The 23,327-nt window shown below is 64.2% G+C and carries 5 protein-coding genes; all 5 read left to right on the top strand.

Annotated elements, in window-relative coordinates; translation table 11 throughout:
* Positions 1-217 precede the first annotated feature (217 nt).
* From AC1Q9F_RS00150 to AC1Q9F_RS00170, 5 genes are read left to right on the top strand one after another with little or no spacing between them, the layout of a single operon-like run.
* Positions 218-9,226 (top strand): non-ribosomal peptide synthetase, encoded by a 9,009-nt coding sequence (locus AC1Q9F_RS00150; RefSeq protein ID WP_492619405.1) that lies wholly within the window; start codon positions 218-220, stop codon positions 9,224-9,226.
* Positions 9,223-13,335: a non-ribosomal peptide synthetase gene (locus AC1Q9F_RS00155; RefSeq protein WP_492619404.1), complete on the top strand. Its 4,113-nt coding sequence runs from the start codon at positions 9,223-9,225 to the stop codon at positions 13,333-13,335. Before AC1Q9F_RS00150 ends, AC1Q9F_RS00155 begins: the two co-directional genes overlap by 4 nt.
* The gene (locus AC1Q9F_RS00160) at positions 13,335-22,439 is read left to right on the top strand and encodes an amino acid adenylation domain-containing protein (protein WP_492619403.1); all 9,105 of its coding nucleotides are present in this window, start codon (positions 13,335-13,337) and stop codon (positions 22,437-22,439) included. The genes AC1Q9F_RS00155 and AC1Q9F_RS00160 overlap by 1 nt, the downstream gene beginning before the upstream one ends.
* Complete coding sequence (locus AC1Q9F_RS00165) at positions 22,436-23,125, top strand: hypothetical protein (RefSeq protein WP_492619402.1); 690 nt, start codon at positions 22,436-22,438, stop codon at positions 23,123-23,125. Before AC1Q9F_RS00160 ends, AC1Q9F_RS00165 begins: the two co-directional genes overlap by 4 nt.
* Complete coding sequence (locus AC1Q9F_RS00170; protein ID WP_492619401.1) at positions 23,118-23,324, top strand: MbtH family protein; 207 nt, start codon at positions 23,118-23,120, stop codon at positions 23,322-23,324. Before AC1Q9F_RS00165 ends, AC1Q9F_RS00170 begins: the two co-directional genes overlap by 8 nt.
* The last annotated feature ends 3 nt before the right edge of the window (positions 23,325-23,327 follow it).

Here is a 23,327-nt window from a genome sequence, read left to right on the forward strand (position 1 = left end):
CTGCCTGCGCCGACCGCGCGGCGGTGTTCTTCTCCAGCCTGTCTCCCCCCGGATTTCTGCGTGTGCCCGCATTCAACGCGAGTCTGCATGCGCGCGCCGCGCCATCCTCCTGAATTCGAATGACCGTGCCGGCACCTGATGCCGGGGCCTGACTGGCAGGGCGCGTGCTGTCCCTGCCTGATCACAAAAATAATGTAGTCATGGACGGTAGCCTCCGATGCTCGACAACACTTCCTTGCGTGGGACGAATCCCGCGCAGCCCGACGTTTCCTCTTTGAAACCGTTCGATGCGGACCTGTGCGTGCACGGTCTGTTTGAAGCGCAGGTGCTGCGTAACCCCGACGCGATCGCCGCGCGCTGGCAAGAGGAGGTGCTCAGTTACCGTGAACTGAACACCCGCGCTAATCGCTTGGCCCATCAACTGCGCAGCCTCGGGGTCGGGCCGGACGTGCGGGTCGGGCTGTGTCTTGAGCGTTCGCTGGAGATGTTGGTGGGCGTGCTCGCGGTGCTCAAGGCCGGCGGCGCCTATGTGCCGCTGGACCCGGCGTATCCGCAGGCGCGGCTGGCGCACATGCTGGCCGACAGCGCACCGCCGGTGGTGCTGACTCACGGCCAGGCGCGCGATGTTTTGCGGGCGGTGCTCGAACAGTCGACGACTGCACCCGCGGTATTGGATCTGGCCGACGACAGTGATTGGGCTTCGCGCTCGGCAGACAACCTCGAGCCTCACTCAATCGGCCTGACACCCCGTCACCTGGCCTACGTGATCTACACCTCAGGCTCCACCGGCACCCCGAAAGGCGTGATGGTCGAGCATCGCGGACTGGTCGCCGTGAGCGCCGACTGGGCGCAGCTCTATGCTCTGGGCGAGCCGATCAATCATCTGCAAATGGCCGGTTTTTCCTTCGACGTGTTCAGCGCCGACCTGATCCGTGCGCTGGGTTTTGGCGGCACGCTGGTGCTCTGCCCACGGGACACCCTGATGGACCCGCCGGCCCTGTATCGCCTGATGCGCGAGGCGCAGATTGGCTTTGCCGACTTCGTGCCGGCGCTGCTCAATCCGCTGCTGGCTTGGGTCGAAGAGACCGGCCACGATCTGTCGTTCCTGCGCACCGTGGTCTGCGGCTCGGACATCTGGACCGCCCACAGCGCGCGGCAATTGCGCAGGCTGTGCGGTGATCGCGTGCAGATCGTCCAGGCCTATGGCGTGACCGAAGCGAGCATCGACAGCACCTGTTTCGAATTCACCGACAGCAGCCAGATCGACGCGGTACTGCCCATCGGTCGGGCACTGCCCCATACCCGGATTTACCTGCTTGATGCTGGCGGCGCACCGGTTGCCGAGGGTGTCGCGGGTGAGTTGTACATCGGTGGCGTCGGCGTGGCGCGCGGTTATCTGAATCTGCCGCAACTGACCGCCGAGCGTTTCCTCGACAGCCCGTTCGTGGCGGGCGAACGCCTTTACCGCACTGGGGATATGGCGCGTTACTGGGCCGACGGCCAACTGGAATTCCTCGGCCGCAACGATTCCCAGGCCAAGTTACGCGGCCTGCGCCTGGAACTGGGGGAAATCGAAACCCGGCTGGCGGACATCCCGGGCGTGCGGGAAAGCGTGGTGCTGTTGCGTCAGGACAGTCCCGGTGAACCACGCCTGGTTGCTTACTACTGCGAGAAACCAGAATCAACGCTGAGCCCGCGTTCCCTGCGTGAACAGCTGCATATCAGCCTGCCGGATTACATGGTGCCGACCGCCTTCGTGCGTCTCGATGCACTGCCGCTGACTGCCAACGGCAAGGTTGACCGGCCAAATCTGCCGGCGCCGAACGCCGAGGCATTCGATCAGCAGGAATACCTGGCACCCCAAGGCTCGCTGGAAACCGCAATCGCCGCGATCTGGGCCGACGTACTCGGCGTCGAGCGGGTCGGGCGTCAGGATCAGTTCTTCGCCCTCGGTGGTCACTCGCTGCTGGTGATGCGCGTGCTGGCGCGGGTTCGTCACACGCTGGGTCTGGAAGTGGCGCCTTCGACGCTGTTTGCCGCGCCGGTTCTGGCAGCGTTCGCCGAACAGCTGCAAGCCAGTCAGGCCGCGGCTCGCCCGGCCATCACAGCCCTTGAACGCACGGGCGCGCAAACGTTGTCGTCTGCCCAGCAGCGCCTGTGGTTTCTGGCGCAAATAGAGGGTGGCAACGCGGCGTATCACATGCCGCTGAACCTGCGTTTGCGCGGTTCGCTGGACGTGCCGGCACTGGAGCGCAGTTTCAATCAACTGGTGGCGCGCCATGCTGCGCTGCGCACGACGTTCATCGCCGTTGAAGGGGAAGGGCGTCAACTGGTTTCGCCGCCGGCGCACAGCGTCCGGCTGACGGTGACTGAGATGCAGGGGCACGATGCGCAAGAGCGCCTGACCCGCTTGATCGACGAAGAGGGTGCCCGACCGTTCGACCTGAGCCGGGGCCCGCTGATGCGCGTCAGCCTGCTGCGGCTGGCGGCGGATGACCATGTGTTGCTGCTGACCCAGCATCACATCATCTCCGACGGCTGGTCGATGGGCGTGCTCACCCGCGAGCTGGGGCAGCTGTACGCGGCGGCGTTGCTGGATCGCGACGATCCGCTGCCGCCCTTGCCGGTTCAGTACGTGGATTACGCGGTGTGGCAAAAGCAGTGGCTGTCCGGCGACGTGCTGGAGCAGCAGAGCCGTTACTGGCGCGAAACCCTCACCGGCGCGCCGGTGCTGCTGGAATTGCCGACCGATCACAAGCGTCCGCCCGTGCAGGACTACCTCGGCGGTTTTGTCCCGCTGGTCTTCGACGCCGCCCTGACCGCACGCCTGAAAGCCCTGGGCATGCAGCAAGGCACCACGCTGTTCATGAATCTGCTGGCCGGTTTTTCGCTGCTGCTGTCGCGCCTGTCGGGGCAGAGCGATGTGGTGATCGGCGTGCCATCGGCCAACCGCCCGCAGCAGGAACTGGAAGGGCTGATCGGTTTCTTCGTCAACACCCTGGCGCTGCGCATGACTCAGTCGGGTACGCCGTCGGTGGCGCAATGGCTGCAACAGGCGCGGCGGGTGGCGCTGGAGGCTCAGGAACATCAGGACCTGCCGTTCGAGCAAGTGGTGGAATTGCTAAACCCGCCGCGCAGTCTGGCCCACAGTCCGCTGTTCCAAGTGCTGTTTGCCTGGGAGCAGGATCAGGATTCCGATCTGCTGCTGACCGGGCTGGATGTCACGCCGGTCGAGAGCAGTCATCACGTGGCCAAGTTCGATCTGCAACTGGCGCTCCATGAGCATGACGGAAAGATCGTCGGCGGTCTGGAATACGCCTCGGGCCTGTTCGAGCGCGGCACCGTCGAGCAGTTCGGCGAGTACCTGCGTCGGGTGCTGACGCAGATGGTCGAGGACGGCCAACAGTCGCTGGCGAGGATCAAGCTGCTGAGCGCCGAGCAACACCAGCAGATCGTTCATGACTGGAACCGTACTGCGCGGGATACCGCGTCGTTGCCCGGTTGCGTGGCGCGCTTCGAAACCCTCGCCCGGCAAACGCCCGATGCTGTGGCGCTGCTCGCCGACCGTGAGCAACTGAGCTACGGCGACCTGAATCGCGCCGCCAACCGACTCGCGCATTACCTGATCGAACAAGGCGTCGGCCCCGAGCATCGCGTCGGCCTGTGCCTGGAACGCTCGCCGCAAATGGTCATCGGTCTGCTGGCGATCCTCAAGGCTGGCGCGGCGTACGTGCCGTTCGACCCGGCTTACCCGAGCGAGCGGCTGGCGTTCATGTTCAGTGATGCCGCGCCAACCTTGCTGCTGACGCAATCGAGCCTGATGGCCGGGCTGCCGGCCAACGAGGTGAAGATCTGCAGCCTGGACACCGACGCAGCGCAATGGGCGCACCACCCGACGGATGATCCGCACGTCACGGTGAGCCCGGACAATCTCGGCTACGTGCTCTACACCTCGGGCTCCACCGGACGCCCGAAAGGCGTGGCCCACAGCCGCCGCGCGCTGGACAATCTGATTGCTTGGCAACTCGATCAAGCCGCAGCACCGCAGCGCGTGCTGCAATTCGCCTCGCTGAATTTCGACGTCTCGTTCCAGGAAATTTGCAGCACGCTCTGCCAGGGCGGCAGCCTGTTGCTGATGACCGAAGACAGCCGCAAGGACCTTGCCGCGCTGCGCCCGACGCTGGTGGCCGAAGGCGTGCAGCGGGCGTTCCTGCCGTTCGCCGTGTTGCAGCAACTCGCCGGCCTGACCGAGGCTGATGCACCGATGCCGCTTGGTGGGTGCGAAATCATCACCGCCGGTGAAGCCCTGCAAATCAACGACGAGCTGCGCGGTTTTGTCCGTGGGCTCGGTGGCGCGCAACTGCACAACCAGTACGGGCCGACCGAAACCCATGTGGTCAGCCAGTTCAGCCTTGACTGCAACGAGGCCGAATTTTGGCCGGACGCGCCGCCCATCGGTCGTCCCATCGCCAATGCGCGGCTCTACGTGCTGGACGAGCATCTGAATCCGGTCCCGGTCGGTGTGGCGGGCGAGTTGTACATCGCCGGCGCCTGCCTGGCCCGTGGCTATCTGAACCGCCCGGACCTGACCGCCGAACGTTTCCTGCCGGACCCGTTCAGCGCCGAGCCGGGCGCGCGGATGTACCGCAGCGGCGACCTCGCGAAATTCCAGGCCGACGGCAACGTGCAATACCTGGGACGCATCGACCAACAGGTGAAACTGCGCGGCTTCCGCATCGAACTCGGCGAGATCGACAGCCTGCTGCATCAACAACCCGGCGTGCAGGAAGCCACCGTGTTGCTGCGTGAGGACGTGGCTGGCGACAAACGTCTTGTGGCTTACGTGGTCGGCAGCGCGACCAGTGAATTCCTGCGAGCCGAACTGCAACGCCAGTTGCCCGAACACATGATCCCGAGTGCCTGGGTGCGGCTCTCGCAACTGCCGCTGACCCGCAACGGCAAGCTCGACCGCCAGGCGCTGCCGGCGCCGGAACGCAGCGCCGGGGCGACTTACGAGGCGCCGCGCAACGACACCGAACGGCAGATGGCCGAAATCTGGGCCGAAGTGCTCAAGTGCGAGCGGGTCGGCATCCACGACAACTTCTTCGACCTCGGCGGCCACTCATTGCTGGCGACGCGGATGATCTACGCGATCAACCAGCGCATGGGCGCGCAACTGTCCCTGAGCAGTCTGTTCCAGACTCCGGTGTTGCTGGATCTGGCGGCGCAGGTTTCGCGTGAAGAGCAGAGCATCGAACCGGCGTTCATCCAGATCGAGCCTGATCGCGCTAATCGACATGAACCTTTCCCCCTGACCGATATCCAGCAGGCCTACTGGTTTGGTCGCGAAGCCACGGTCAGCCTCGGCGGCGTCAGTGCCCACGGTTACGAAGAACTGCGCATTCCCGACTTCGACGCCGAGCGTTTCGAACACGCCTTGAATCGCATGATCCAGCGCCACGACATGCTGCGCGTGGTGTTCCTCAGCGACGGCACGCAACAGGTGCTGGCGCAGGTGCCAACCTATCGCATGCCGCGCAGCGATCTGCGCGGTTTACCCGCCGACGTGGCGCAACGCATTCTTGAGGCGACCCGCGAACGCCAGTCCCATCAGGTGCTGGACGCCAGCCGCTGGCCGCTGTTCGAGTTCAGCCTGTCGTTGCTCGATGACGGCATCACTCATCTGCACATCAGCCTCGACGCGCTGATCGTCGACGCCGCGAGCACGCAGATTCTCGCGCGCGAACTCATGGCCTTCTACGTCGACCCGGCGTTGGAATTGGCAGAGCCGGGCCTGACCTTCCGCGACTATGTGCTCGCCGAACAGCAACTGCGCAACGGCCGCCGCTACGAGCAGGCGCTGGGTTACTGGCGCGAGCGGGTGACTACTCTGGCCCCTGCACCGGACCTGCCGTTGGTGCGCCAACCCGAAAGCATCGCCAACCCGCACTTCACCCGCCGCGACCGCGACATGTCGGCGGCGCAGTGGGCGCAACTCAAATCCGTCGCCAAACAGTTTGCCGTGACGCCGTCAGTGATGCTGCTGACTGCGTTCAGCGAAGTGCTGGCGCTGTGGAGCCGCACGCCGCGTTTCACCCTGAGCCTGCCGCTGTTCAACCGTATGCCGCTGCACACCGATGTCGACGAAATCATCGGTGATTTCACTTCGCTGGTGCTGCTGGAAGTCGGCATTGACGGAACACAAACCTTTACCGACAAGGCCCGCGCCGTGCAGGCGCAACTGTGGCGTGACATCGACCATTCGGTGGTCAGCGGCGTGCGGGTGCTGCGCGAATTGTCCCAGGCCCGGGGCGTGCAGCAGACGGCGATGCCGATCGTGTTCAACAGCACGCTGTCGGAAGCGGCGCCGGAGCTGGCCGAATTCAATCTTGCCGATGCGTTGAACGCCAGGCACATGCACAGCATCACCCAGACCCCGCAGGTGTGGCTCGACCACACGTTGCTGGAGCTGGAAGGGCGTCTGTTGTTCAACTGGGACAGCATCGACGAACTGTTCCCGCAAGGCATGATCGAGCAGATGTTCGTCGCCTATAACACGATGCTCGACAGTCTCTGCGAGCCAGCAGCATGGGGCGCGAACACGCCACAACTTCTGCCACAGGCGCGGTTGCCGGCACCGGTCGACCATCAGCAAACGCTGCCGTTGATGCACGAACTGTTCGAACGCCAAGCCCTTGCCACACCGGACGCACTGGCGGTGATCGGCACGCGACAGCTGACGTACGCCCAGTTGCGCAATGAAGCCCGACAACTCGGCGCCCGACTGCAAACGCAGGGTGTGCTGCCGAACCGGTTGGTCGCGGTGGTGATGGAGCGTGGTTGGGAGCAAGTGGTCGCGACCCTGGCGATTCTGTATGCCGGCGGCGCTTACCTGCCCATCGAACCGACACAGCCGGCGGAAAGGCTGCGGCATATTCTGGAGCGGGCCGAGGCGAGTCTGGCGCTGACCCAACCGGCGCTGCTCGACAAGATCGAATGGCCGGCGCAGGTCACGGCCATCGCGGTGACCGATGAAGTCTCGAACGATGGACTGCCGCTGCAACCGGTGCAGGTGAGCGAAAGCGACCTCGCTTACGTGATCTACACCTCCGGTTCCACTGGCCAGCCGAAAGGCGTGGTGATCGACCATCGCGGCGCGGTCAACACCTTGCTCGACATCAACCGCCGTTTTGCCGTCGGCCCGAACGACCGCGTATTGGCGATCTCGTCGCTGAGCTTCGACCTGTCGGTCTATGACTTCTTCGGCACGCTGGCGGTGGGCGCGGCGGTGGTCATCCTCGACCCGCAACTGACCCTCGATCCGGCGCACTGGCTCGAATTGATCAAGCATCATCACGTCAGCCTGTGGAACTCGGTGCCGGCACTGCTCGGCATGCTGGTCGAGTACGTGGAGGGCGAGGGCGGCGCGTTGCCTGCAAGCCTGCGGGTGGCGATGCTGTCCGGCGACTGGATTCCGCTGACCCTGCCCGAGCGGGCCTGGGCCTTGCAGTCGGAGTTGCAGTTGATCAGCCTCGGTGGCGCCACCGAAGCGTCGATCTGGTCGATCTATTATCCGGTGAAGCACGTCGAGCCGGCCTGGCGCAGCATTCCCTACGGCAAGGCCCTCGATCATCAGCGCTTCTACGTGCTGGATGAAGCGCTGCAAGTGCGCCCGACCTGGGTCGCGGGGCAGCTGTACATCGGCGGCATCGGTCTGGCGAAAGGTTACTGGCGCGATGAAAAGCTCAGCGCAGGCAGTTTCTTCGCCCATCCACTGACCGGCGAGCGGCTGTATCGCACCGGTGACCTTGGCCGCTTGCTGCCCGATGGCAACATCGAATTCCTCGGCCGCGAAGACAATCAGGTCAAAGTCCAGGGCTATCGCATCGAGCTGGGCGAGATCGAAGCTGCGCTCAATCGCCACCCCGGTGTGCAGAGCGCGGTGGTGCGGATTCTTGGCAGCACGCTGGGCGAGAAGCGTCTGGCGGGTTATGTGCTCAAGGCCGATCCGGCGTTGCAGGCCAGCGATTTCAGCGCGTACCTGAGCGACAAACTGCCGGCCTACATGATTCCGGCCTCGTTCACGTTCGTCGAGGCCTGGCCGTTGTCGTCCAACGGCAAGGTCGACAAGAAACGCCTGCCGGAACCGGAGCAAATCGAGGAGCAAGGTCCGGCTCTGGAAGTCGACGGCCCGCAGGAACAGCGACTGGTGGAGATCGTGCAGGACGTGCTCAAGCGCGAATCCATCGCCGCCAACGCCAACCTGCTGAATTTGGGCGCGACCTCGATCGATATCGTGCGGATCAGCAACGCCTTGTCCGGCGCCTTGCAGTTCCGCCCGCACGTGGCGCAACTGCTGGCCCAGCCGACGTTGCTGCATCTGCTTGGCATGTATCGACAGAACCGGGCGCGTCAGGGTCTGCTCGGCAACGTGCAGCAGGCTCCGGAGCCCGCGCAGGACATCATCGAAGATCCGCAGCAGCGGGCGCAGTTCAAAGCCGACCAGCGTGGGCGCCGCAACTTCGCTCAAGCCTTGCCGGCAGTGGCACTGGACCTGCCGCAAGACCCGGCCTTCGCCCGGCGTTTGAGCGATTACCGCTCGGTGCGTCAATACGATCTGCAACCGATCGCCACCCAGGCCTTCGCCCATGTACTGGCGGCGCTGGCCCAGGGGCAACTCGACGGCGAAGTGAAATACCAGTTCCCGTCGGCGGGCGGGCTGTACCCGATTCAGGCGTACCTCTACGTCAAAGCGGATCGCGTGCTCGGCGTGCCCGGCGGCGCGTATTACTACGATCCCCGCCAGCATCGTTTGCTGGCGCTCCAGAGCGGATTGCTCGACCCGGACACCTACGACTATTTCGTCAATCGCCCGGTATACGAGAACGCCGCGTTCTCGCTGTTCTTCATCGCTGACATGGCCGCGATCCGCCCGTTGTACGGCGAGCGCAGCCGTGATTTCTGCCACATCGAAAGCGGTGCCATGGCCCAGTTGCTGAGCATGACTGCCGTCGAACACGGCCTGGGTCTGTGCGGCATCGGCTCGGTCGAGGAACAACAACTGACGACGCTGTTCGATCTGGGGCCAAGCCATGAATTGATCTACTCGATGATCGGCGGCCAGCGCACGGCCGATGAACAACACCGCGCGCCGGTCGAGGCGTTTGCCATCGAGCCTGTGACCGCAAGCCTGGACGACGAAGACATGGAGGAGTTCGAAGTATGAATGCCGATCAATTGCTGGCGTTGTTCGCTCGCCATGGCGTGGTGCTCGAAGTGGACGGTGACAGGCTGCGCTGCAAGGCGCCGCGCGGGTTTCTCACCGAAGAACTGACCCAGGCGCTCAAGACTCACAAACAGGAACTGATCGCCTTGCTCGGCGGGCACGATGACGCGGCGATTCCCCGCCGCGCAGGCGCGCACGCGTCCTGGCCGTTGTCGTTCTCGCAGCGGCAACTGTGGTTTCTCGATCAACTGGAACCCGGCAACCCGTTCTACAACGTGCCCACGGCGGTGATGCTCAAAGGGCAGTTGAACGTTGCGCAACTGGAACGAGCACTGAACCAACTGGTGGCTCGCCACGAAGTCCTGCGCACGACGTTTTGCAGCGTGGACGGTGAACCGCGACAGGTGGTACACCCGTCGATGCCGCTGTCGTTGTCGGTCACGGATCTGCGCCAGTTGTCTGCCGACGAGCGTGAGCAGCAAGTGCGATTCGCCGTCGAACAGGATGCCCGGGCGCCATTCGATCTGGCCACCGGGCCGTTGCTGCGGGCGTCCTTACTGCGTGTGGCCGACGATGAATACCTGTGGCTGTACAGCGTGCATCACATCATCGCGGACGGCTGGTCGATGGGCGTGATCCTGCATGAAGTCGCCACGCTGTACGGCGATTATCTGCGTGGCGAAACCCCGACGCTTGCGCCGCTGCCGGTGCAATACGCCGACTACGCCTGCTGGCAGCAACAGCGCGTCGGCGGTGCGGTGTTGGAGGCTCAGCTCGATTACTGGCGTCGCACCCTGGACGACGCGCCGCTGCTGTCGACCTTGCCCACCGACCGACCGCGACCGCTGGTGCAGCGTTATGTCGGCGCCACGTTCAGTTCCTCCGTCGATGGCGGCACCTTGCGCGAACTCACGGCGCTGGGCCGGCAGACGCAAGGCACGCTGTTCAACGTGCTGCTGGGCGCATTGGCGGTGCTGCTGTGGCGCCACATCGGTCAGCCGGATCTTTGTATCGGCACGCCGTTCGCCAACCGCAATCGCCCGGAAGTCGAGCCGCTGATTGGCCATTTCGTCAACACGCTGGTGCTGCGTCAGCGCCTGAATCCGCAGCAGACCTTCGCCGAACTGCTGCGTGAAGTGCGTGGCCAGATGCTCGACGTCCACGCCCATCAGGACGTACCGTTCGACCGCGTGGTCGAAGCCGTCAACCCGCAGCGCGATCCCGGTCATTCGCCGTTGTTCCAGGTGATGCTGGTGTTGCAGAACACGCCGGGCAACACAGTGCGGATGCCTGGCCTGGAACTGGCGCCGTACGGCACCAGCAGTGCCACGGCCAAGTTCGATCTGGCGTTCGAATGGGTCGAGCGGGCAGGGCGGCTGGACTTGCTGGTGGAATACAACACCGACCTCTACGACGTTGCGACCATCGAGCGCCTGAGCGGGCACTACCGTCATCTGCTCGAACAGATCGCCGCCGACGCCAAGCAACCGATCAATGCCTTGCCGTTGATGAACGAGGCGGAGCGTCAGCAGGTGCTGGTCGACTTCAACCGCGCCGCGCCGCTGACGCAAGCGGCGCCCTGCGTGCATCAACTGGTTGAAGCGCAGGCCGCGAGCAACCCTCAGGCCTGCGCAGTGGTGTTCGAGAGTGAATTCCTGTGTTACGCCGAACTCAATGCCCGGGCCAACCGACTCGCGCGGCATTTGCGCACGTTGGGCGTCGGCCCGGACGTGCGCGTGGCGGTGTGCATCGAGCGTTCGCTGGAATTGCCGGTGGCGCTGCTGGCAGTGCTCAAGGCCGGCGGCGCCTACGTGCCGCTGGATCCGGATTATCCGTTGGGTCGCTTGAGCCATATGCTCGGCGACAGCACGCCGGCGGTGCTGCTGACCCTCGGTTCGGCGCACGGGATTTTGCGTCAGGCCGTGCAAGGGTCGAACTGGGAAGCGCCAATCCTCGACCTCGAACAAGATGCCGCGAGCTGGGCGTCGTTGCCGGCCGACAATCTCGATCCACGCAATGTCGGCGTCACTCCTGACCATCTCGCCTACGTGATCTACACCTCCGGCACCACCGGTTTGCCCAAGGGCGCGATGGTCGCGCACCGTGGCCTGAGCAACCTGCTGCTGTGGTGTTTGCAGGTCTGCGGCGAAGCGGGGGCGATGCTGCACAAGATCCCGTTCGGTTTTGATGCCTCGGCCTGGGAGACGTTCTGGCCGCTGGCAACCGGCGGAAGGCTGGTGATCGCGCGGCCCGGCGGGCATTACGAACCGGCGTATCTGGCCCACGAGGTGCGCGAGCAGCAGGTCACGGCGCTGGTGTTCGTGCCGGCGATGTTGCAGCTGTTTCTGGAGGTCGACGAGGTCGGCCAGTGTGCGTCGCTGACCGATGTGTTCAGCGGCGGCGGTGAGCTGTCGCCAGCGCTGGCGCGGCGCTTTCAGGAACGTCTGCCCCATGCGCGGCTGCACAACGTCTACGGCCCGACCGAAACCACGGTGATCAACAGCATCTGGACCCTGGAGCCGGGTGCCGAAGTGCCGGCCCGGCAATTGCCGATCGGTCGGCCGATTTCCAACAACCGCTTTTACGTACTCGATGACCGCGACGAGCCGGTGCCGGTGGGCGTGACCGGGCATCTGCACATTGGCGGCGTCGGCGTGGCCCGGGGTTATCTGGGGCTGGCGCAGCTCAGTGCCGAGCGCTTTATCGACAACCCGTTTGTCACAGGTGATCGGCTCTATCGCAGCGGCGATCTGGCGCGATATCGCCCGGACGGTCAGCTGGAATTTCTCGGGCGCAACGACTTCCAGGTCAAATTGCGCGGCGTGCGCCTGGAGCTGGGCGAGATCGAAGCCCGGCTCGAAGCGTTTCCCGGTATCCGCAGCGCCGTGGTGCTGATGGTGGGCGAAGCAGCGCAGGACCAGCGGCTGGTGGCTTGTTGCGTGGTGGCAGAGCCCGTGGACGAAGCAGCGGTGCACGCACATCTGGCAACAACCCTGCCCAGAGCGGTGATCCCCGGCAGCTATCTGTGGCTCGAAGTCTTGCCGCTGACTGCCAATGGCAAGGTCGACCGTGCGGCGCTGACAGCGTTGGCGGACGAAGAAATGGTCAACCGTCAGGTCAACCTGAGCAGCCCGCGCGATCACATCGAACTGGCGCTGTACCAGATCTGGAAAAGCCTGTTGCTGGCGCCGCAGATCGGCATTCGCGACAACTTCTTCAACGTCGGCGGCACTTCGATCGCCGCGATCAAAATGGCCCATGAAATCAGCCAGCAGTTTGCGGTCGAAGTGCCGGTGCGCGTGGTGCTCAGCTACCCGACCATCGAGGCGCTGGGCGGCTGGCTGCGGGTCGGGGCGAATCCGGCGCTGGCCCAGAGCAACCTGATCGAATTCTGTCGCGGCAGCGGCCAGTACAACGTGGTGTGCATTCACCCGGCGGGCGGTACGGCGTTCTGTTACCTGTCGCTGGCCAAGGTGCTGCCGGATGAAACCGGCGTGTACGGGGTGCAATCGCCGGGGCTGAATCCGGGTGAGAGCACCGAGCCGACGGTCGAAACGATGGCCGAGGCTTACTTGCGCCAGATCGAACCGCTGACACAGCAACCGCTGATCCTCACCGGGCTGTCGTTCGGTGGCCTCGTGGCCTATGAAATGGCGCGGCGGTTGACGGCGGCGGGGCATCGGCAGGTGACGGTGGTGCTGCTCGATACCCAGGGCAGCGACGATCCGGGTTTCCGCGAGCAGATCGGCACCGTGGACATGGCCGAGTTCCGCGACAAACTGGTGCGTTTCAACGGCATGTACCCCGGCATCGAAGACGCCCAGGTCGAACGCTACTTCAACATCTACAACCATAACCGGCTGGCCATGGCCGCCTATGAGTGCGCGCCGCGCGCCGGTCGCGTGGTGCTGATTCAGGCGCGGGAAGATTTCAGCCGCCATCAATTGCATGAACTGCGCGGTTTCTGGCGTCGCCGCGCAGGCAGCGGTTATCTGGCGAAACTGGTCAGCGGCGGGCACTGGGACATGCTCGAAAGCGCGGAAATCCACCGGGTCTCGCAAATCATCCGTCGGGAGCTGCAACGCTTCGACGCGCAGGAGGCGAAATGATGAGTGCGTCCAAAGACATGCCGTTGCTCGCGCGTTTTGCCGAGCAAGTGCGGCGCAATCCGCACGCACCAGCGGTGATCGATCAGTCGGTCACGCTGACTTACGCCGAACTGGCCAGCGCCAGTGAGCGCATCGCCCGAGGATTGCTGGCGCGCGGCGTCGAGCCCGGTCAGTCGCTGGCATTGTGCATGCCGCGTTGCTGGCAATGGTTGGCGGCGATCCTTGGCGCGCTGAAAGTCGGCGCGGTGGTGGTGCCGCTGGATCGGGTCAGCCCGCGTAAACGCCGGGAGTTGATGCTGACGGATGCGGCGTGTGTCGGCCTGATTACCCTGGATGAAGAGCCGCTGTGGTCGCCTTCACTGTGGCAAATAAACGTCGAGGCCTTGCTCGATCAACCAGAAGCTCCACCGCAAGCACAGGCCGAAGACTTTGCCGAGGTGATGTTCCTGTTCTACACCTCGGGCACTACCGGCACGCCGAAGGCGGTCGAGGTTGGCGAGCGCGGTTTGTTGCGGCTGGCGCACACCGACGGCTATATCGAAATTCGCCCGATGGACCGGTTCGCCTGCCTGTCCAACCCGGCGTTTGATGCGTGCAGTTTCGAACTGTGGGCGCCGCTGCTCAACGGTGGCTGCTGCGTGATGATCGCCGATGAGGACGTGCTGGACGCGCGACGTCTGGCCCAAGTGCTGGAGCGGACTCAGGTCGACAACCTGTTCATGACGGTGTCGTTGTTCAACACGTTGATTGCCGAGTGGCCGTCGTGCTTTTCCAGCGTGCGTCAGGTGCTGATTGGCGGTGAGCAAATCAGTGCCGCCGCCGTGCGCGGATGGTATCGGGACAATCCTGAGAGCCGCTGCCGGATTTTCAACGTCTATGGCCCCACCGAGTGCACCACGTTTGCCCTGTGCTGGCCGATCAGCCGCGGCTTTGCCGGTGACTCGGCGCCGATTGGCCGACCGTTGCCGGACACTGGCGTGTTGGTGCTGGATGAACAGCAACGGCCGATGCCGGCGGGCGAGGTGGGCGAGCTGTATTTGAGTGGCAGCGGCGTCGCCCGTGGCTATCGCAACCGGCCCGAAGAAACTGCCCGCCAGTTCGTTCGTTTGCCCGACCTCGACGGCGGTACGCAGGTGCATTACCGCACCGGCGATCTGGTGCGGCGAAATGCCGAAGGCTTGATCGAGTACCTGGGGCGGGTCGACCGGCAGGTGAAGATTCGCGGCTTCCGGATCGAGCCGGGGGAGGTGGAGCAACGGCTGCTGGAGTATCCGGGCGTGGCGCAGGTGTACGTCTGCACCCGGCGTCAGGCGGCGGAGGATCATCAGTTGCTGGCGTTCATCGTGCCGCGCGGGGATCTGGACTATCACGCCTTCGAAACCCATCTGCGGGCACAACTGGCGCCGTATATGCGGCCGCATCAGTTGTTTCTGCTGGAGCGCCTGCCGTTGACGGCCAATGGCAAGATCGATCGTGATGGGTTGCTGGCGCAGGGGTTGAAGCCGTGGCATCCAGTCCTGGCGGTTACGGATAACGAAAGCGTTTCACCGGCGCTGGAATGGTTGTTGAGTCAGGCCCGCTCGCTGCTCGGCCAACCGGCCCTGAGTGCGCAGGATGACTGGCTGGGCAGCGGCGGCGATTCGCTCAAGGTCATGCGTCTGCGGTCGGCGATCCGTGTCCGTTGGCAGCGCGAGATCGCTCTCGACACGTTGCTCAACGAGCCTTTCTCGTCACTGGCCGAACAACTGACCGGTGAGCGCAATTGCGATTCGATCTACCCACCTGCGCCCCCGATCAGTAGCGCCAAACGCCTGCCGGCCACCGCTGAACAACGCCGGTTGTGGCTGTTGCAACAACGCTCGCCGACTTCGACCGCCTACAGCGTGCCGCTGATTCTGCATCTGGCTTCAGGTATCGAAGTCGTGGCACTGGCCGAAGCCGTGGGGCGATTGGTGCAGCGTCATCCTGGATTGCGCACGGCTTTTGCACCCGGTGCCGATGGACTCGATCAGGTAATCGCCGAGCAGGGTACGGGCTGTCGCACCTTCGCGGTCGGGCATTTCACCGAGGACAACTGGCAGGCCTTCGCGGAGCTGGTGTTCGCCGCGCCGTTCGACCTGGCCACGCCCAACCTGTTTCAGGCCTGGCTGTTGCCGTTCGCCGATGGCAGCTGCCGGCTGTTGCTGAATCTGCATCACATCATCGTCGATGGCTGGTCGGTGAATCTGCTGTTCGACGACCTGACGCAGCTTTACGCTGATGTCCTGCAAGGCCACGACAGCCCGCAGCCGGCAGCCCGATTGACGACGCTGGAGTTTGGCCAGTGGCAACGCCAGTGGGGCGTTGATCCGCATTATCGCGACCAGCGCCGCACACTCGCTGAGTTGCATCGCCGTCAGGAAGAACCACCGCCCGCATTGATGCCAATGCGCGAAATCAGCCCGGACGCCCGGTTGCACCGGGAACCCTTGGGCGCCATCCGCAGCGCGGCCCTCGAACGTTTTTGCACGCAACAACGACTGACCCGTTTCGAAGTGCTGTTCAGTGTTTTCGCCTGGAGCCTTTACGCCCTGACCGGCTGCGAGCGGCCGCGGATCGCCAGCCCGGTGTCGAACCGGCCGCTGGCGGAGTTCGAAGACACGGTCGGCATGTTTGCCAACACCGTGCTGATCCCCACCGCCGTGGAAAACGTATTGACCCTGAGCGAGCAGTTGCGCAAGCAGACCGCCACCATGCGCGAGGTGTTGGCGTTGCAGGACGTGGCGCTGGCGGATCTGGTGGAAGACCTGCGGCTGTCGTCGAGCCCGTTGCTGTTCGATTTCATGTTTGTGCTGGAAAACACCGATTACGCCGCATTGGCCGACTCGAACCTGCGCGCCACGCTGGAATTCAACGAGCAGTTGCACGCCAAGTGCCCGTTGACGTTGTTGATGGTGGGGAGCGGTTCGCAGCTGGAATGCTGGTGGGAATATCAGTGCAGCTATTTTGATGCCGAACAGGTGCGGGCGGTGAACGCACTGTTCCGCCGAGGCTTGGATCTGTTGCTGGAAAGACCGGCGGCCAGGCTCGACGATTTGCTCGCCCCGTATCGACTTGGTTTGCCACCGGCCAGTGAAGGTCCGCAGGTTGTGCTGCCGTTCAACACATTGGCGGACGGATTCGAGCACCAAGTGCATTCCACGCCTGAGGTGGTTGCGCTGGTTCAAGGTCAGCGCCGTCTCACCTACAGCGAGCTGAATGCGCAGGCCGATGCTCTGGCGGCCACCCTGATGGAGCGTCATCCCTTGCCGACCGGGAACGCGCCGCTGCATGTCGTGCTGTTCCTCGATGCCTCGGTGGAACACATCGTTGCCTTGCTGGCCCTGGCCAAGATCAACCTGACCGCTGTGCCGCTGGACCCAGGTTATCCGGTGGCGATCCAGCGCCAGGTGCTGGAGCAGGCGCAACCGCACTGTGTGCTGTTCAGTGACACGACGGCGGCCGCACTGGATGACCTGAACGCCGGACGATTCGCCACGCATCGGGTCGATCTTCACACCGATGCCGGATCGTTCGAACGTCCACACCACGCCGGCGAACGGCCGCTGTACACGCTGTTCACCTCCGGATCCACCGGCACACCCAAAGGTGTGCAAGTGTCCGAGCGCACCCTGTGCAACCTGCTGCAATGGCAACGCACAGAAGGGCAGTTGCCGGCGAAAGCGGTGACCCTGCAATTCTCGATGTTGTCGTTCGATGTGTCGTTCCAGGAGATTTTCAGCACCCTGTGCGGTGGCGGTTGTTATCACCTGATCACGCCGCGCTGGCGCCAGGACGCCGAGGCGCTGCTGGGTTACATGGTCGAGGCGCGGATCGAGCGCCTGTTCCTGCCATACGTGGCCTTGCAGCATCTGGCGCAAACCGCCGTGGCACGGGGCGTTTACCCGTCAGCGTTGCGTGAGGTGATCACGGCCGGCGAGCAGCTGCTTTGCACGGAGGCGCTGCGCAACTGGTTCGGCGGCATGCCGCAGGCCTCGCTGTTCAACCACTATGGCCCGACTGAAACCCATGTGGTCAGCGCCTTGCGCCTGCCGTCCGTGGCGCGGGGCTGGCCATTGCGCGCGCCGATCGGCCATGCCGTCGGCAATGCCCGGTTGCTGCTGGTGGATGAGCACGACCGCCCGGTGCCGATCGGCAGTCGCGGTTATCTGTTGGTAGCCGGGCCGATGGTTGCCCGCTGTTATCTGGCTGATGCTGATCTGAATGCCGCGCGGTTTGTCGAGCTGGCAGACGGCTGTTTGTACTACCGCACCGGCGATCTGGCGTGGGCCGATGCCCAAGGCAGCCTGCATTACCTGGGGCGTGACGATCAGCAAATCAAACTCAGCGGCCATCGTCTGGAACTGGGGCAAATCGAGGCGGCGCTGATGCAGGTGCCGGAAGTGGTCAACGCGGTGGTGGCGGTGCAGGCCGATCCGCCACGGTTGATCGCCTGGCTGCAACTCGATGGCCAGCCTGCGACGTCGCAATCGCTGGATCGTCAGGTCGCGCGGCGGCTGCCGGCCCATGTGCGAATCGACGAGTATCGACGGATCAACCACTGGCCACGCACCCCCAGCGGCAAGATCGACCGCAAGGCCTTGCCGAATCTGGGCGAGGCTTTGGAGCGGCGCAACACGCCACAACCGGTTGTTCAATTGAGTGCGCTGGAGCGGCAACTGAGCGAGTTGTTCCAGGCCGTGATCGGCCGTGATATCGAGCCGGAACAAACCTTCTTCGAGGCCGGCGCCACCAGCCTCGGCCTGATGCGTTTGCATGGTCGTTACGCCGAAGAGCTGCCGCACAAGGTGTCGATGGCCGATCTGTTCGAGCACGTCACGGTGCGGCGTCTGGCGGCGCATCTGTCCACCGCGCCGGTGGACGTGGCGGAGCGTGTACGGCAGACCGATGCAGGCCATCAGCCGATGGCGATCATCGGCATGTCGGTCAATGTGGCCGGGGCGCAGAACCTGTCCGAGTTCTGGGCGATGGTGCAAGGCAATAAGTTGGGCATCGAGCACTTCGCCGCTGAAGAAGGCCTGGTCGGCGCCCGCAGCCAACTGGCGGGCATGCTCGATTTCGATCCCGAGTACTTCGGTATCAGCCGCCAGGAAGCGCGGCTGATGGACCCGCAACAGCGGCACCTGTTGATGGCGTGCGTGCAGGCCCTGCAACACGCGGCCATCGTTCCGTCGGCGAACGGCCCGCGTATCGGGCTGATCGCCAGTTGCGGCGAAACCACGTACTTCCAGCAGATGCTGCGCGAAACCGCCGAAGGCGATCTGCCGGATGGCTTTCAATTGGCGCTGCACCACGATAAGGATTTTCTGGCGACCAAAGCCGCGTATCACCTGGACCTCAACGGCCCGGCCCTGAGCGTGCAGGCGGCTTGCGGCAGTTCGCTGATCGCCGTGCACCTGGCCAGTTCGATGCTGCGTCAGGGCGACAGTGACGTGATGCTCGCGGCCGGGGTGCTGATCGACCCGACCCTGACCGAGGGCTATCGGCATCGTTCGCAGCACATCTTCTCCGCCGACGGTCTGTGCCGTCCGTTCAGCGACGACGCCAGCGGCACTCTTGGTGCCAGTGGTTACGGCGTAGTGGTGCTCAAACCGTTGGCCAAGGCGCGGGCCGATGGTGACCGGATCTATGCGTTGGTCGAGGGCTCGGCGTTGAACAACGATGGCCGGGCCAAGATGAGTTACACCGCACCGTCGGTGGCCGGGCAGAGCGCGGTTATCCGCGAAGCCCTGAGTCGGGCCGGGTTGACCGGTGCCGACATCGGCTACATCGAGGCCCACGGTACCGGCACTTTGCTGGGCGATCCGATTGAAGTCGCGGCGTTGACCAAGGCCTTCGGGGAGGCGCCGGTCGGAAGTTGCGCGCTGGCTTCGGTGAAAAGCCAGATCGGTCATCTGGGCGCGGCGGCGGGGGTGGTCGGGCTGATTCGCGCCAGCCTCGCGGTGTTCCATGGCGTGCTGCCGCCGAACCTCGGTTTTGGCCGGATCAACCCGCAGATCGATCTGGAGCATTCACCGTTCTATGTGCCGACCACGTCCCGGCCATGGCCGGAGGGGCGGCGGCGACTGGCGGGTGTCAGCAGTTTCGGGATCGGCGGCACCAATGCGCATGTCATCGTTGGTGCTGCGCCCACGGCGCAGGAAGGGGGCGAGGAAACGTTACCGTTGCTGATGATTTCGGCTCACAGCCGGGTGGAGTTGCTGCGCGATATCGCGGTGATTCGCGAATATATGCAAACGAATCCTGGGAAGCACACCGCGTTGTTGCGGCACTTGCAGTCGGGTCGTCGGCAGCTGCGCTGGCGCTTCGCGATGGTCCTCCGGCCGGGTGACGACATTTCGTTGCAGCCGACCTCGATCAAGGAAATCACCGGTTCGGGCGCGCTACTTAAAATCGTTGATCAATCGCCGCAGGAGCTGCTGGACGCCTGGTACGAGGGCGCGAATATCCAATGGCCGCAGCGCTCGGCACCGCCGCCCTGGGATCTGCCGCCGTCGTCGTTCGATCTTCAGCCGTATCGTTTCCAGACGCCCGTGGCGGCTCAGCCTGATTCGGCAATGCCGTCAGCTCTTGAGCGACAACCACTGGCGGACTGGTTCCACCAACGACAGTGGGTGCGCACCCGGCGCCTCAGCGTTACGCCGACGGTGGGAACCCGTGAGGTGCTGATCCTGTGCAGCCATGAGGCACCGGAATCGACCTTGCTGGCGAGCCTGAACGCCGTGTATCGACGCGTGATTCAAGTGCGCGCCGGTAATGGCTTCAAGCGCTTGAGCCCGGACCGTTTCGAGCTTGATCCGCTGGACACCGAAGCCCTGAACCGGTTGCTCGCCGAGGTTGAAGAACCTGAACTTGGCGAACTCGACTGGCTGCATGCCTTGCCGCTGGCGGTGTCGGGCGCGGTCAACGAGCAATCGCTGGATCTGGCGCAATGGGCCTGTCTGGACACGGTCAGCGCGTTGATGCAGGCCTGGGGGCAGACCGCGCGCACGACACGTCTGCGCTTGTGGTTGATGTCATGGCAGGCATGCCCGGTGGATGGCGAAGTTCAGCGGCCCGAGCTGGCAGCACTGGCCGGCATCACCGAAGTGGTACCGCAGGAATACCCGGTGCGTTGTCACTGGCTGGACTGGCCGTCGCCACGAATCGAAGCGCAGGCCGGCGAGTTGGCAGCGTTGCTTGCCGATCCGGCTTCATTGCCTCGGCGAATGGCGGTGCGCGACGGTTACCTCTGGCAGCCACGCTTGATGCCTCAGCCATTGACCGGCCCAACAACGACATCAGGACTTCTGCCGGAAGACGGTACTTTTCTGGTGCTGGGCGGTAGCGGCGGCATCGGCCGGACTTTGTGCGAACACCTGCTACAGGCCCCCGCGCGCCGTGTGGTGCTGATCTCGCGCCAAGGGCAATTGCCTGAGTCACTGGCGGCGTACGCGTCGCGTATCGACTGCATCAAAGCTGACATCGCCGACCTGCCGCGCTGGCCGCAGATCCTCGATCAACTAGCCGTTCGTTACGGTCGCCTGAGCGGCGTGATTCATGCGGCGGGTGTCGGTGCGGGCAGTCTGATTCGCCACCGCGATGCCCGGCAACTGGCCGAGGCCATGGCCGCCAAGACTCGCGGCATGCTGGCGGTCGAAGCCTTGATCGAGCACCTGACCCCGGGGTTTGTCCTGTACTGCTCGTCGATGTCGGCACTGTTCGGCGGCGCGGGCCATCTGGATTACGCGGCGGCCAGCGGAGTGCTCGACGGCTTCACCCACTATCGTCCGAACCCGGCCGACACATGCCTGCGTTTGGGGATCAACTGGGACATCTGGCGCGACATCGGCATGGCCACCACCAGCAACGGTGGAGACGCCGCGCATCTGGAGCATCTGACGGTGGGGTTGTCGGCCGAAGAGGGCTGTCGGGTGTTCGATCTGGCGATGGCGACGCAGTTGCCGCAGCTGCTGATCTCCACCACCGGCATCGACACGGCGCGGCGGTTTTATCCGGTTCGCCATGGTGCTGTGGCCGCGCCGGTCGAGGCGCCGAAGGGTGTGGATCTGTCGGCGCGCTTGCGTGAATGCCTGTGCAAGTGGCTCGGTGTGGCCGAGCTGGAGGACGACGATTCGCTGTACGACCTGGGCGCAGATTCGCTGACGCTGCTCGACCTGATCGACGAACTGCAAGCGGCTACTGGCGAGGTGTTCCAGCTGTCGCAATTCAGCCACAAGGTCAGCCTGAACGAGGTGCTGGGGCTGGTCTCGACCGCCACGGTTGAAGAGGCGTCCGGCTTAACACAGCAGGGCTGGCGCGATGCAGTGCGGATCGATCAATGGCATGCCGGTGCCGGCCGTGAATGGCTGTACCTGATCCACCCGGTGGGCGGCGATGTTCAGGCTTATCGGGAGCTGGTGTCGGCGCTGCCGGCGGAACTGGGCGTGTGCGTGATCGCCGATCCTGCGTTGCGTTTGCCGCAGTTGCCGAACATCAGCGTGGAAGAACGTGCACGCTGTTATCTGGAGGCGATCAAAACCCATCTTCCGCACGGCTGCACTTGGCGTCTGGCAGGCTGGTCGTTTGGTGCATGGGTGGCGCAGGCGCTGTGTCATCAGGCCCTGGCTGACGGGTTCAGGCAACCGTTGTTGTACCTGATCGACCCACCCGCGCCGGATTCCGGTGCGGAACTGGCCGGGATCGACGAACAGACCATCGAGCAGGTGTTCCAGCGTGAGTTTGCCCAGCGCTGGCCGGCGGTCGAAGGGCAGGGCATGGCTGAAGAGCGTCAGGCGTATCTGCAACGGTTGACGGTGTGCTGCCGCAACAACATGACCAGCATGATCGACTTCCAGCCGCCGGCGCTGGCGACCACAGCGGTGCGGCTGTTTATCGCCGGGCGCGCCAATCCTTACGGGCTGGGCAACGCCTGGAACCCGGATGACCTGCAACGCAACTGGCAGGACTTGCTGCCGCAGTTGCGCAGCTGGCAAACCCTGGACACCGATCACTACGGCATCGTGGCGGGCCGCTGGGCGCGGTTGCTGGCTGAAGTCATCGGTATGGATGAGCCTGCGCCATGAATCAACCAATCTCGATGCCGCCATGGTGGCTGACCCTGACCAAGGTGTTGTGTGAAGCCGAACCGGACGAGGCCTTGCGTCTGCGCTTGAGCCGATACCAAGGACAGGTGCCGTTTCAGCTGTTTCATCTCTGGCAGGCCGACGTGGTCATGCCGATGCTCTGCGAAGCCGTGCCGGGACATCAGCAGGCGTTGATCGCGTTGCAAAGCCTGCATCAGCGGGCGGCGCTCGGTGTGATCGGGCGTCAGGGCGAATGGCGGGCGGCGCTCAAACCGGTGTTGCTGGCGCTGTATCGCAAGGCCTATGCCTACGACGCGGCTTACGCCAAGGCCCACGCCAGTGCGCTGACCTACGGCCTCGCACCGGCCAACAGCGCCATGATTGCCGAGCACTTCGGCGATGCCGAGGCGTTCGCCGAGTACTACGCGCAACTGAATACCGAGGCCGCCGCCAACGCGTTTGCCCAGGCTCATGCCAGCGCCAACGCCGAGGTGTCGGCCCGGGCCTACGCGGACGACGACGCAGACACCTGCGCGCAGATTTGCTGGGCATCCGTGCGCGTTTACGTCGGGGCTTGTGCGCAGGCCGATGAACAAAGAAATGCCGTATTCAACCATCTCGCCGCCGGACTCGACCGAAATCTGGCTTCGCTGAAATCCCGTTCAACAGGAGAACGACATGAATGACGCAGAACTGCAATTCGATGTGGTGATCAACGCTCAGGGCCAGTATTCCCTGTGGCCGGCGGGCAAGCCGATGGCCAGCGGCTGGAGCGAAGCGGGGATGCGCGGCGAACGCCAAATCTGTCTGGATTACATCAACGAACACTGGATCGACATGCGCCCGCGCTCGCTACGCGAGCAGTCATCAGCGTCGTTCCAATAAAAA

The organism is Pseudomonas sp. GW823-FHT04A03, from assembly GCF_058796615.1.